General features: G+C 66.8%; 10 protein-coding genes and 1 CRISPR repeat array. Of the genes, 4 read left to right on the top strand and 6 right to left on the bottom strand.

Annotated elements, in window-relative coordinates; genetic code table 11:
* Positions 1-489: 489 nt before the first annotated feature.
* On the bottom strand, positions 490-1,098 hold the full coding sequence (locus CWT10_RS00840) for a hypothetical protein (RefSeq protein WP_103062504.1): 609 nt from the start codon (positions 1,096-1,098) through the stop codon (positions 490-492).
* A 276-nt stretch (positions 1,099-1,374) separates the two neighbouring features.
* Between CWT10_RS00840 and CWT10_RS00835 the strand changes: the two genes are divergently transcribed.
* Entirely contained in the window at positions 1,375-2,118 is a 744-nt protein-coding gene (locus tag CWT10_RS00835; protein WP_416171698.1) for a nucleoside/nucleotide kinase family protein, read from the top strand.
* 197 nt (positions 2,119-2,315) lie between these two features.
* Entirely contained in the window at positions 2,316-2,837 is a 522-nt protein-coding gene (locus CWT10_RS00830) for a TspO/MBR family protein (RefSeq protein ID WP_199176322.1), read from the top strand.
* On the opposite strand, the gene CWT10_RS00825 is transcribed toward CWT10_RS00830, so the two are convergent.
* Entirely contained in the window at positions 2,822-4,210 is a 1,389-nt protein-coding gene (locus CWT10_RS00825) for a hemolysin family protein (protein ID WP_233188068.1), read from the bottom strand. The two genes, CWT10_RS00830 and CWT10_RS00825, sit on opposite strands and share 16 nt — an antisense overlap.
* Before the next feature lie 202 nt (positions 4,211-4,412).
* On the opposite strand from CWT10_RS00825, the gene CWT10_RS00820 reads away from it, so the two are divergent.
* Positions 4,413-5,015: a DUF1269 domain-containing protein gene (locus CWT10_RS00820; RefSeq protein ID WP_103062503.1), complete on the top strand. Its 603-nt coding sequence runs from the start codon at positions 4,413-4,415 to the stop codon at positions 5,013-5,015.
* Between the two features lie 81 nt (positions 5,016-5,096).
* Here CWT10_RS00820 and CWT10_RS00815 read toward each other — a convergent pair whose 3' ends face one another.
* The 4 genes from CWT10_RS00815 to nrdH form a co-directional block, all read right to left on the bottom strand.
* On the bottom strand, positions 5,097-5,975 hold the full coding sequence (locus tag CWT10_RS00815; RefSeq protein ID WP_103062502.1) for an SMP-30/gluconolactonase/LRE family protein: 879 nt from the start codon (positions 5,973-5,975) through the stop codon (positions 5,097-5,099).
* Between the two features lie 759 nt (positions 5,976-6,734).
* Positions 6,735-7,060: direct repeats of the CRISPR family, unit length 37 nt; unit sequence GTCTCAATGCACCTGGAGGTGCGAGGTGCTTCCTGAC.
* Positions 7,061-8,716: 1,656 nt separating this feature from the next.
* On the bottom strand, positions 8,717-10,906 hold the full coding sequence (gene nrdE, locus CWT10_RS00810) for a class 1b ribonucleoside-diphosphate reductase subunit alpha (protein WP_168190743.1): 2,190 nt from the start codon (positions 10,904-10,906) through the stop codon (positions 8,717-8,719).
* On the bottom strand, positions 10,891-11,301 hold the full coding sequence (gene nrdI, locus CWT10_RS00805) for a class Ib ribonucleoside-diphosphate reductase assembly flavoprotein NrdI (RefSeq protein ID WP_103062513.1): 411 nt from the start codon (positions 11,299-11,301) through the stop codon (positions 10,891-10,893). The genes nrdE and nrdI overlap by 16 nt, the downstream gene beginning before the upstream one ends.
* A gap of 16 nt (positions 11,302-11,317) precedes the next feature.
* The gene (gene nrdH / locus CWT10_RS00800; RefSeq protein ID WP_103062514.1) at positions 11,318-11,566 is read right to left on the bottom strand and encodes a glutaredoxin-like protein NrdH; all 249 of its coding nucleotides are present in this window, start codon (positions 11,564-11,566) and stop codon (positions 11,318-11,320) included.
* Between the two features lie 606 nt (positions 11,567-12,172).
* On the opposite strand from nrdH, the gene CWT10_RS00795 reads away from it, so the two are divergent.
* Positions 12,173-12,673 carry a transcription repressor NadR gene (locus CWT10_RS00795; protein ID WP_103062515.1) on the top strand — a complete coding sequence of 167 codons (501 nt, stop codon included), beginning with the start codon at positions 12,173-12,175 and terminating at the stop codon, positions 12,671-12,673.
* The last annotated feature ends 164 nt before the right edge of the window (positions 12,674-12,837 follow it).

The raw sequence follows: 12,837 nt of genomic DNA, 5'->3' as shown, positions 1-12,837 counted from the left end.
TCCGTCGCCCCGGCGGGGCCACCTGGCCGGTTCCATCCGCCGGGCTCACGACGCAACACCCAGCAGGTTCACCTTCGCCCTTCGGTCCAATGGGAGCCATTTCGGACCGAGCATAGGAGTACTCACCGTTGCCACCGGTCGCCGATGCCACTGCCAACACGCTCCTCGTCAATCACGGGTAACCCGGTTGACGATCCTACGCCGACTTGCGGGCCGGCAACAGTGCGCTCTGTCCGGGCCTTGGCATGTATTGGCATCGGTACAGGCATCCCCTCAGCGTCCTGGTGGGCGCCGCGCGTGAGGACCATGAGTACACCGAACAGGAGTCGATCCAGATCAAGCGGGCGGTTAAGACTGGTCTGTCGATCGTCGCGGAGATGACCGACAAACGACGGCATCATTCGCGTCACTGACGACGACCTTGAGAAGTAGTTCGCCTGCACAGGCATTGGAAGAGAGAGCCCCTATCCCCGCCCGACACTCTCGGTATTATCGGACGATCTCCTCAACCCCGGGGTCGAGGACGATGTACACCTTGTAGATCCAGCCGCCGGTCTTGTCATCGGGGATAAGGGGCCTGGGATTAACCGCCAAAAGCGTAACATTTCCAAGGCCATCAATATGCGCGGTCTCCCCCAGGCGAAGCTCAACGACCTCTTCACTTCCATCAGTACGTATCCACCGCACTCCACCTACCCATTCGTGTTTCTCCGAGCGCAAACGGGCTGCGCGAAGTTTACCATCCTTCGTCTCAATCGGCTCAATAGCCCCGCCGTCGATCTGGGCGTAGATTCCGCCCTCAACAGCGATGCCGTCCGGCAGCGACACCTCCCGAGTTAACGGTCTGGTCCACCACAGCCAACCACCGACACCAACCACCGTAAGCGCCACGACCAAAAGACAGCCCGCCAGCGTCCGCAACACCCGCCGCCGAAACAACGCCACCGCCAAAGCCTCATCGTCAAACCTAGAGTCGACCGCCACGATAGGCGCAGTGGATACGACAGGCTCGGCCTGCCCCGCACCGCCTGCGCCAGCACCATCCACTCCGGACCGCACATCAAAGTACTCGCCACTGCCGCCGGCCGCCGATGCCACTGCCAACACGCTCCTCCCCTATCACGGGTAACCATATGATGACGATGCTACGCCGGCTCACGAGCGGGCCAAGCCAACCACACAGCCACCGGTCCGCGCCGGCGTCCGATCCCCGGCTTGAGCCGGCCAAGAGACCCACCGCCGCGACGCGTGCCAACGACGCGCGGACGTGCCCGCCGCCATATCCGCCGGTCTCGACACGTCATTAGTGCCGGTCTCGATGTGTCACTGCTGCCGGTCTCGGCGGGGAGGGCGGCAATCAGCCATAATTGTTCCGTGTCCGCTTCTCCGATGATCCGCACCGGATCCGCCGAGGTGCTGCTGTCGGATCTGATGGTCCGCCTGGAGCAGCGCCTGGGCGATGCCCCGAACACCGCCAAGGCCGGCCGACCCGGCCGCGCCCACGACGTCGAAGAAGGCGCCGGTGCCCACGGTGGCAGCCGCGTCATCGTCGGGCTAACCGGCGCGCCCGGGTCGGGCAAGTCCACCCTCGCAGCGGCCCTGCAAACACATCTGGGGCGTCGCGGCCTGCTGGCCGGAATCGTTCCGATGGACGGATTCCACATGTCCAACGCCGTACTGGATCAGCTCGGTCGGCACGGCCGCAAGGGCGCCCCGGACACCTTCGACGTTGCCGGCTACCTCTCCGTGCTTGACCGCGTGCGCTCCGCCCAGTGCCCGGACGTGCTGGCGCCCGTATACCGCCGTGATCTGCACGAGCCGGTGGCGGCGGGAACACTCGTGCACGGGCCGGGCGTGGTGGTCACCGAGGGCAACTACCTGGCCCTGGACCGGGGCGACTGGGAGGACGTGCGCGCCCGCATCGACCTGCTCGTGTTGATTGACGTGCCCGAGGACGAACTGGTGCGGCGACTGGTGGCCCGGCACCAGGACTTCGGCCGCAGCGCCGCCGACGCCGCTCACTGGGTGCGCACCGTAGATATGCCCAATGCCCACCTGGTGGCCGCCTGCGCGCACCGCTGCGACGAGGTCTGGCAGCTACACGCCGCCCGGCCCTGACCGGCCCGGCGCGGATTCGTCAGCCGCCGCGCTTAAGCTCAGATGCATCAGCCTGGCTCCAGGCGGTCCTCCGCGACTGCCTGGCACCTATCCACGCACCTGTTCGCCCACGCCGGGGTCCTGTCCACCTCGGCTCAATAGCCTCCATAAAGCAGTACTCGAAAAGCGGGTACGCGAAACCTACGGAGAGCATTCCAATGGCACATCTGAAGCTGAAGGCACTGCTGACCACATCCGCCCTGGTGGCGGTCACGGCAGCGGCGGGAACCGCCGCCTCCGACCCCGGAGGCGAATACTACGAGAGCCTCAAGAAGCCGGAGTGGAATCCTCCCAATGAGGTGTTTCCGATCGCCTGGACCACGCTGTACACGGACATCGCCCTGACCACCGGCCTCACCCTGGCCGACCTGTGGCAGGCCGGCGATCTCACGGGCAGCAACAAGGAGGCGAACCGGTTCCTGGCGGCGACCGTGGCGAACCTGGCCCTCAATGGCGGCTGGAGCTGGGCCTTCTTCCAGGCCAAGCAGCCGATGCTTGCCGCCGCCTGGGCGGGGACGCTCGCCGCCAGCTCGGCCGATCTGACCCGCCGTGTCTTCAAGGTGAGCCAGGCCCGCGGTGCGGCCCTGGCGCCGTACGCGGCCTGGACCGCCTTCGCGACGGCGCTGTCCTGCACGGTTTGGAGGCTGAACGTCCGCACATCCGGTCAGCACGCGTCCTGACCCCTGCCCCCGGGGTGACGGCCCGCCGACGGGTCGGGTGAGGCGACCTCCACCTTGCCCACCCGGCGGCCGTCCATGGCGATCACCTTCAGGCGCAGGCGCTCCCAGGAGACGACGTCGCCCGCCCGCGGCATCCGCCCCAGCTCGGCCATGACGAAGCCGCCCAGGGTGTCGTAGGGTCCGGCGGGCAGTTCATGCCCCAAAGCCCTGGCCACCTCCGCGCGGGCGGTTAAGCCGTCGATCACGACGACGTCGCCGCGGCGTACGACAGCCGGCTCCTCCCGGTCGTACTCGTCGGCGATCTGCCCGGTGAACTCCTCGACGACGTCCTCCAAGGTGACGATCCCGTCGGTGCCTCCGTACTCATCCACCACCAGGGCGATATGCGCGTGACCCGCGCGCATCTGCGTCAACGCTGACACCACCGGCACGGTAGCCGGAAGCAGCAGAATGCTGCGGGCGATTTCCCCAACCGTGCGGGCGTCGTCGGCGGGTGCGAGCAGGTCTCGCAGGTGCACGTAGCCGACGACGTCGTCATCATCCCGCCCCCGGCGCACCGGGTAGCGGGAGTGCTCCAGGCCCGACAGCGCCTTACGGGCAGCGGCCAACGAGAGCTCGGCGGCAACAAACTCCACCTCGGTGCGGGGCGTCATCACCTCCGCCACCGTGCGCTCCCCCACCGAGAGCAGGTCCACCACCATCCGCCGCTCCTCCGCGCCCAGGGCCTCCTGCGCCTGTATCAGGGTGCGCAGCTCCCCCAGTCCCACCGATTCGATCCGCGCCGCGGGGTCCTTGCCCAGCAGGCGCAGCACGCCGTTGGTGGAGGCTCCCAGAAGCCAGATCACCGGTCGCAACGCCGCAGTGATGGCTGCGAGCGGGCGCGCAGCCAGCAGCGCGACAGTGCGGGCCGACTGCATGGCGATGCGCTTGGGCACCAGCTCCCCCACCACCACCGACAGGTAGGAGATCAGCAGCGTGACCCCTATGAACGCGACCGCTAAGGCCGCCGCGTCGCCCATCCCCGCGGCCGTCAACACGGGCACCAGTGCAGGGGTGATCTGGGCGGCCCCGAATGAGGCAGAGAAGAAGCCGGCTATTGTCACGCCCACCTGGACCGCGGACAGGAACTGATTGGAATCCGCTGTCAGATTCTTGACCACCTCTCCGGCGCCACCACGTCGGGCCAGCTCATCCACCTGGGTTGGGCGCAGTGACACCAGCGCCATCTCGGAGGCCGAGAAGCAGGCGCCTATCAGAATGAATGTCAACACGAGCAGGCAGTTGCGCAGCAGCGGGTCCACGCGGGCATTGTCAAGGGTGCGACTCGCCGTCTCCTGGACGAACACTCGGACGCTCCATGAAGTCGTGCGCACGCGTCCGCCCCGCGATTCTTGCCATGCACTGACCAAAATCTGCACGAATGCTCATAGCCGCCCGGGGCATTGCCAAGAAAATACTACTAGAATGCCCGAAGTCACCCCATTCCTCTAACAACCCCCTAGCAGGAGATGTTTACTTTCCTTGTCACCAGCCCTTACGGGCCGTCAACCGACTAATGAGGCAGGAGTCAGCATCATGACCATGCACAACTTCGTCGTCGTGACCTTCGCGGAATCCAGCAAGGCTTACGAGGCACTCAGTGACATCCGACAGGCGGCGCAGGCGGACAGGATTTCCGTTCCGGCCGCCATCATCGCCGAACGGGAGCCGGACGGCCATCTGCATCTGGCCGAGGGCGCCGATTCCCGCATCGGCGACGGCGCCTTCTCCGGCGGCCTGATCGGCATGGTCATCGGCATTCTGGGCGGGCCGTTGGGGATGCTGCTGGGCTGGGGCGCTGGCGCTCTGGCCGGGGGATTCGTTGATGTGGGACGCATCAACCGCGCCGAGACGGCCATCGGCGAGTTCAGTTCGCGCCTGCCCGCGGGCACGACGGCGATCTTCGCCGAGACCCGTGAATATGCCGAGGAGGTGCTGGACGGGTTGGTCGCCCCGCTGGACGGCGTGGTGGTGCGGCGTCCCGCCGATGAGGTGCTGGCCGAGCTTGAGGCGGCGCAGGCCGCCACGGAGGCGGCGCACCGCGAGGCCACCCGGGTCATGCGCCAGGAACGGCGTCAGGAGCGCAAGGAGGCCTGGGAGGAGCGCATCTCCCGGCTGAAGGAGCGCTTCCACCGCTAGGCCGCGATGAGGCGGGCATGAGCCACAGCCGTCTCCGGGCACGGGATATCCATACCCCGATGCCCGGAGGCGGCTCTGTACTTATTGGGCGAAGGGCAGGGGCGCCAACCCGCGCACACCCGGCTCCACGGCGAAGATGGAGCCGGCGGCGGGCTCGACGTCGGCGGGCAGGTCCTCACGGGAGGTGGTGATGAACAGGGTTGTGTAGTCGTAGCCGCCGAAGGTGCAGGCGGTAACCTGCCGCACCGGCAGCTCGACGACGGCGTCCAGGCCGCCGTCGGGTCCGTAGCGGTGCACGGCCGCCCCGCCGTTCAGAGCCACCCACACCCCGCCGTCGGCGTCCACGCACAGCCCGTCCGGATGGCCGGCGGCGGGGTCGATTGACACGAAGGGGCGCGGATCGGTCAGGCCGCCGCGGTCGGCGTCGTCGGGCCGGTAGTCCATGACTACGACGGTGCCGGTGGGCGTGTCCGTCCAGTAGGCGGTGCGGGAGTCGGGGGAGAAGCCGAGGCCGTTGCAGATGGTGGCGCCGCCCCAGGCGGTCAGCGGCTCCGTGCCGGGGCCGTCCCACCGGTACATGGTGGCGTCGCCGGGGGTCTTGGCATACGGCATGGTGCCGATCCAGAAGCGGCCGCCCGGGTCGCAGCCGCCCTCGTTGGTGCGCACGGACGGGTCCGCGAAAAGCGTCGCCGCGGGGGCGAGGTCACTCAGGTCCTCGCGGCGACACAGGGAGATCCCGTGTTCGGTGGCGACGATCGCACCGCCGCCGGCGCGGGGGCGGATCACGGAGGCAACCGGGGAGCCGACGGGCAGGCGGCGGTGTCCGCCGTCGGCGGCATCGTCCAGTTCGACGACGGCGCCGGCAAGCATGTCAACGAAGCGGAGCCGCCCGGTGGCCTCCCACCAGCAGGGGCCTTCGGCGTGGTAGGCGATGGTGTCGGTGATGCGTTGGGCTCGCATGGGTCAAGGGTATGCGCCCACCGGCAGGGTCAGGGTCCCCGGTTGGCCGTTGCACGCTGTGTGCCGCACGACCGTGGCGGGATCTTCAACGACCTTCGTGACGTTTTACGACCTTGGGGTGCGTTTGACGACCACCCCGGGGTCGTAAAACGCACCCCAAGGTCGTGTTTCGTATTGCGCAGGTCGGGCCCCCATGCACCCTTTCGGGCTCTTCCGGTCTGGGAGTGTGGTGCGGGTGCTGGTGTCGGTGGTTGGCGTGGCCGGAACGCCTGCTGGGTGGTGTTGCGCGGGTGTGCGCGATGGGTCTGCACGCTTCAGGAGCGAGCGCCGTGGAGGAATCCGCGTGATTACGCGGATCTCACCGCCGATCGGAGTGTCATGACAGTGCTCCAGCGTGCATCGCGGACCCCGCTGCACGCTGGAGCGATACCACCGGATTCTGCCCCAGAAGCGGGTTCCGCGTACTTCCAAGGGAAACCGGGAATTGGGTGGGTTTGCCCTGATGGCCATTGCGTGCGCCCCGAAGCTCCGGCCCGGCCCGCCGCCCAACGCGAGGCACCGAGCCGTCACTCGCTAGTCGTCAGCACGCGAGCAGCACATCTCATCGCCGGACTCTGGCGTCGAGATCGGCCGCCGGAGAACCTCGCGGCAGCGACGCGGAGTCGGGACCAGCCGACACCCACCGCCTAACCAGCCAGCGGGGATGCGAGGTGCTTCCTGACTTGTCTTCGAGACGCAAAACGCGGCAGATGCGTGCCGGTCTCAATGCACCTGGAGGTGCAAGGTGCTTCCTGACGCCCTGGTCTTCCAGCTCAACGGGCGCCCCCCAGCGTCTCAATGCACCTGGAGGTGCGAGGTGCTTCCTGACGGCAAGACCGGGTGGGTAGAGCGACGGGTAGAAGGGTCTCAATGCACCTGGAGGTGCGAGGTGCTTCCTGACAACCCGTATGATGGATCCACCCACCTGGAGTGGTCGGTCTCAATGCACCTGGAGGTGCGAGGTGCTTCCTGACCGCTCCGTTTTTCGGTGGCCAGCACTGACGCTGCTGTCTCAATGCACCTGGAGGTGCGAGGTGCTTCCTGACCCCTGCCTCTGGAAACCGCGTCATACCGCCACTTCCAGAGGCCAGATCGCCACCGACCCCGCAAGCACCCCACGAGACCGGCTAACACCACCTCAAAACTACCACCTTTCGTTGAAAACAAGCCAAGCGCCACCGACATCCCCCATGACCCCTCCAGCCACCAACTTTCAACGAAGTCATGCGGAAAAGTCGGGGTCAAAACGCACCAAACTTTGTACCGTAGACCAAATCGCAACCTCACCGCCACACCCCACCAACACCCCACCAGCCACACACACCACACCAGCACCGCAAACCACACTCCCGGACACCACCAGCCTCCCCCCAGCCAACACCACCGACCACCCGGACACTGAACTGCACCCAACCAGCACCACCGACCACCAACGCCCCTGGCAAGCACCAACGCGAACACCCACCTACCCCGCCGGGACCTCTACTACGCCACTTCACCGTTGAGTACGCCACTTAGGACTCTGCTGAACGGTCCAGAGGACTTCAACAAACACCTAAGTGGCGTAGTAGAGCCCGAACCGGAGTAGTAGAGCCCCAACCGGAGTAGTAAACCCACCGGCCCCGGCCCCAACACGGCTCTTCCAGTTTGAGGGTGCCGGCAGTGCTGCGCGCTGCCGGCCTGTTGGGTTGGGGGCTGTTGACTGTCGGTGGTGTACGCCCGGGCGCTCCGCCGTGGGTTCGGGCCGCCACGCACGGCAACGAGCACCAACGGTCAGCTGCGTGGGTGGCCAGGCCCCCGCGCACCCGCGGTCGCCCCGCCCACCCCGCCTGATGCCGTCACGTGGGAGTACAGGCCCCCGCGCACCCGCGGTCGCCCCGCATCGCCGCCGCTCCGCCACGCCACTGATGGCCACGCCCCCACGCACCCGCGGTCGCCCCCGGAATCCAACACCCCGGGGATCTGGTTCGCGTCCGCCCGGAACTCTCCAAGGCGTTGCCGTATTCGACGGCGACCAGCACAGCCGGTTTACGTCCACCCGGGACTCTCGGCTCCGCCCGGCGCCCGGCGCGCTGACTGGCCGCGGCGAGGCCAGCCGGGACCGGCGCCGCACCTGTCCCGCACTCCCGCGCTCCTACTTGGATCACGAACCTGCGGTTGGACCGCACTCCTACTTTGGGTTGAACTGTCCGGGAGTGCGTCTGGCGCGGTCCAAGCGCAGCTAGGCGGTCCAAATAGAACCCTGTGCGGGGCTGCCGACCGAACCGCAACAGCCACACATCCCAGACACCATCCCAACCCGCACATCCCAAACCGGTAGAAGCCTCAACGCCTGCTCCCGGACAACTTCCCCCCTGGCCCATATGCGTTCGACCGAGTAACGCGTGGCTGCATCCGGCACGGGCAGCCTCCGCCTAGGTTTCGTCGAGCGCCACACACCACCTTGCCCGGAAACTGGCGCCGTAACGCCGCAACGCCGCAACGCCGTAGCACTGTAGTGCCGAAGCCCCGTCGCGCCGTTGGCGCTGGCAACATAAGAAGCTGCTCACCGCTCAGGGCAGCAGGCCTGCGAAGTGGACCCGGCAGCCTTCCGGACGGTGGGCGAGCCGGGTTTCGCGTACCGGATTCGCCCGATGGCCGCCTTCACGTCCGAATCGCCACCACCGGAGCGCCTCAACTCAACGCCTCATTCGGGCACAGCCTTACAGCATGCAGGAAACGCAGCCCTCCACCTCGGTGCCGGTCAGCGCCGCCTGGCGCAGGCGGATGTAGTACAGCGACTTGATGCCCTTGCGCCAGGCGTAGATCTGCGCGCGGTTGACGTCGCGGGTGGTAGCAGTGTCCGGGAAGAACAGCGTCAGACTCAGCCCCTGGTCCACGTGCTGGGTGGCGGCGGCGTAGGTGTCGATGATCTTCTCGGGGCCGATCTCATAGGCGTCCTCGTAGAACTCGAGGTTGTCGTTGGTCATGTAGGGCGCCGGGTAGTAGACGCGCCCGATCTTGCCCTCCTTGCGGATCTCGATCTTGGCGACGATCGGGTGGATCGAGGAGGTGGAGTGGTTGATGTAGGAGATCGACCCGGTGGGCGGCACCGCCTGGAGGTTGCGGTTGTAGATGCCGTCGCGCTTGATCTTGCCCGCCAGCTCCGCCCAGTCCGCGCGCGTGGGCACGTGCACCGACGATGCTGCGAAGACCTCCCGGACCCGCTCGGTAACCGGAACGAAGTCCTGGGTCAGGTACTTGTCGAAGAACTCCCCAGAGGCGTACTTGGAGTCCTCAAAGCCGACGAAGGTCTCCCCGCGCTCCACGGCCAGCTCGTGCGATGCGGTCAACGCCGCGAACAGCACGGAGGCGAAGTAGACGTTGGTGAAGTCCAGCCCCTCCTCGGACCCGTAGTGGATTCCCTCACGCGCAAGGAACCCGTGCAGGTTCATCTGGCCCAGGCCGATCGCGTGGGACTCGCGGTTGCCGCGGTTGATCGACGGCACCGACTCCAGCTCCGTCTGGTCGGAGACCGCGGTCAGCCCGCGCACGGCGGTGCGGATGGTGCGGGCGAAGTCCGGGGACTCCATGGTCTTGGCGATGTTCAAGGAGCCCAGGTTGCAGGAGATGTCCTTGCCGACGTGGGCGTAGGACAGGTCCTCATTGAGCACGCTCGGCTCGGACACCTGCAGGATCTCCGAGCACAGGTTGGACATGACCACCTTGCCCTTGATCGGGTTGGCGCGGTTGACCGTGTCCTCGAACATGACGTAGGGGTAGCCGGACTCGAACTGGATCTCGGCCAGTGTCTGGAAGAACTGGCGAGCGTTGATCTTGTCCTTGCGGATGCGCTCGTCGGCCACCAGCTCGCGGTACTTCTCGGTGACGTTGATGTCCGCGAAGGGCAGCCCGTAGACGCGCTCGACGTCGTAGGGGCTGAACAGGTACATGTCCTCGTTCGCGCGGGCCAGCTCGAAGGTGATGTCCGGGATGACGACGCCGAGCGAGAGGGTCTTGATGCGGATCTTCTCATCCGCGTTCTCCCGCTTGGTGTCCAGGAATCGCAGGATATCCGGGTGGTGGGCGTGCAGATAGACGGCGCCGGCACCCTGCCGTGCGCCCAGCTGGTTGGCGTAGGAGAAGGAGTCCTCCAGCAGCTTCATCACCGGGATCACGCCGCTGGACTGGTTCTCGATGCGCTTGATGGGGGCACCCATCTCCCGCAGGTTGCTCAGCAGCAGGGCGACACCGCCGCCCCGCTTGGACAGCTGCAGGGCGGAGTTGATGCCGCGGGAGATCGACTCCATGTTGTCCTCGATACGCACCAGGAAGCAGGAGACGGGCTCGCCGCGCTGGGCCTTGCCCTCATTGAGGAAGGTGGGGGTGGCCGGCTGGAAGCGGCCCGACATCATCTCACCGATCAGGTCCAGCGCCAGCGACTCATCGCCGTCGCCCAGAGCCAGGGCGACCATGGTGACGCGGTCCTCGAAACGCTCCAGGTAGCGCTTGCCGTCGAAGGTCTTGAGCGTGTAGGAGGTGTAGTACTTGAAGGCGCCCAGGAAGGTCTCGAAACGGTAGTCGTAGGCGTAGGCGGCCTTGAAGGCGGACTTGACGAACTCGGGGCGGTAGCGGTCCAGCACCTGCTGCTCGTAGTAGCCCTCTCGCACCAGGTACTCCAGCTTGTCCTCCAGGGAGGGGAAGGTGACGGTGTTGTCATTGACGTGCTGGAGGAAGTACTGGCGCGTGGCCTCCCGGTCGGCGTCGAACTGGATCATGCCGTTCGCGTCGTACAGGTTCAGCTTGGCGTTCAGGGCGTGGTAGTCGAGGTCCGGTACCGACGACGCGGCCGCCCGCGACTCCGGCGCCGCCGCGAGCGGGAAGCTCGTCGTATCCGTCAGCGTGTCTGCCAAAACTTGTCCAATCCTTCTTTGACGCGTTCGACGTCGGTGGGTGTGCCCAGCAGCTCGTACCGGTAGAGGAAGGGCACGTTCAGCTTGCTGGCGATGATGTCACCGGCGATGCCGTAGGCCTCGCCGAAGTTGGTGTTGCCCGAGGCGATCACGCCGCGGCACAGCGATCGGTTGTGGGGGTCGTTGAGGAATTTGATGACCTGCCTGGGCACCGCCCCCTTGATGGCGCCACCCCCATAGGTCGGAACAACGAGTATGTACTCCTCGTGGACGCTCAGCGGCTCATCCCCCGGGCGCAGCGGTATGCGCACACTGGGGTAGCCGAGACGCCCAACGAAGCGGTGAGTGTTCTCCGAGGTGGAGGAGAAGTAGACCAGAAGGGGGCGGTCGCTCACGAACGCCGTCCCCCGCTCAGATGACGGCGGCCTCAGCGGCGACGACGGCGAGGGCCTTGATCTTGTCCGGGCGGAAGCCGGACCAGTGCTCGCCGCCGGCCATGACCACGGGAGCCTGCGCGTAGCCCAGGGAGCGGACCTGCTCCAGGGCCTCGGCGTCGAGGGTGATGTCAACCGTCTCATAGGATAGGCCGGCCTTATCCAGGGCGCGGTAGGTCGCGGAGCACTGGACGCAGTTGGGCTTGGAGTAGACGGTGATCGCCATGTCGGTCACTTCCTGGCAGTGAGAGTGGATGGATGTTGTAGTGCGCGCGCCCCGGCACCAACACCGCGAACAGCGGCTCACCCGGGTGTAATCACACGCATGTAGTTCTCGGGAGGGCAAGCGCCCCCTGCTGCTCAAGACACTACCCCTAGGGGTGGAGGTGCGCCACTACCCCAAGATGATGTGGCTGGCGTGTCCTTGTGCATAGCGCCCTCCGAAGCTGTGGACTGTGCGCCGACCGCTGTGGACGCGCCTGTGGACTCGGCACAGACCCCCTGCGCCGACCTCTCCGGGCGGGCCAGGGTCGATCGCGCCCCGAGCTCCCCGGATCGGTGCCCCCCATGCTCCCGCAGGGGTCCGACACGAATTCCGGGCACTTAATCGCCCCCTCCTCCACAGGGACCGCACCCATCCGCATCCGCACCCGTCCCCAGGCTGGGGATGAAGTCATACAAAATGCCGCTCGAATCACGTCTCACCGGCGTGTCGCGCCGTCCTGAGTCCGAGCGCCGACCCTGCGCCCTCCCGACTCCTCAGGCAGCCGTGCTACGTTCCATGAGACGACTCACATCGGCCGACCGCGGATAACCGAGAGGACGACGCGACATGGACGCAAGCGAGCGCCGGCAGACGATCCTGGCCCGCCTTGAGGAGGCGACCGCACCCTTAGCCGCGGCGCTGCTGGGTGAGCAACTCGGCGTCTCCCGGCAAATCGTGGTCGGCGACGTGGCTCTGCTGCGCGCGGCCGGCCACGCCATTCGCGCCACCAATCGCGGTTATGTGCTGGCCCGCCCGAGCTCGCGTCCGCGTCGCGTCTTCCACGTCCAGCACGGACGCGAACAGGTCGCCACCGAGATCGCCGCGATCATCGACGCCGGCGGCACGGCGCTGGACACGATCATCGAGCATCGACTCTACGGTCAGATCACCGTGGATCTACTCATACACAACCACACCGAGCTCGAGCTCTTCATGGAACGCATGACCGAGTCCTCCACCCTGTCGGACCTGACCAACGGCTGGCACGCGCATACGGTGGAGGCCGACACCGAGGCGCAGCTGGATGACATCGAGGCGCGCCTGGACGCGCTCGGCATTCTGCGCTGACGCTCCTCGCTGGCGCCCCTCGCCTGGCGCCCCTCGCCTGGCGCCCCTCGCCTGGCGCTCCTCGCTGGCGTGGCAGCGGCCCGCACACAGCCTCCAATGCCCGCGCCGAGCCTCCGACCAGGAGCATAGGCAATCGCACATGCCAACACCCCCACTCCTTGTGC

Origin of the sequence: Actinomyces qiguomingii, assembly GCF_004102025.1 — a bacterium.
Classification (GTDB): domain Bacteria; phylum Actinomycetota; class Actinomycetes; order Actinomycetales; family Actinomycetaceae; genus Actinomyces; species Actinomyces qiguomingii.
The sequence above is the reverse complement of the archived record's forward strand: the minus strand, read 5'-3'. Positions and strand labels throughout refer to the sequence as shown.

Bases quoted from the DNA above. Each gene is read 5' to 3' on its own strand.
- CWT10_RS00830 (WP_199176322.1), top strand. From the start codon at position 2,316: ATGGCACATCTGAAGCTGAAGGCACTGCTGACCACATCCGCCCTGGTG.
- CWT10_RS00820 (WP_103062503.1), top strand. From the start codon at position 4,413: ATGACCATGCACAACTTCGTCGTCGTGACCTTCGCGGAATCCAGCAAG.
- CWT10_RS00815 (WP_103062502.1), bottom strand. From the start codon at position 5,975: ATGCGAGCCCAACGCATCACCGACACCATCGCCTACCACGCCGAAGGC.
- nrdH (WP_103062514.1), bottom strand. From the start codon at position 11,566: ATGGCGATCACCGTCTACTCCAAGCCCAACTGCGTCCAGTGCTCCGCG.
- CWT10_RS00795 (WP_103062515.1), top strand. From the start codon at position 12,173: ATGGACGCAAGCGAGCGCCGGCAGACGATCCTGGCCCGCCTTGAGGAG.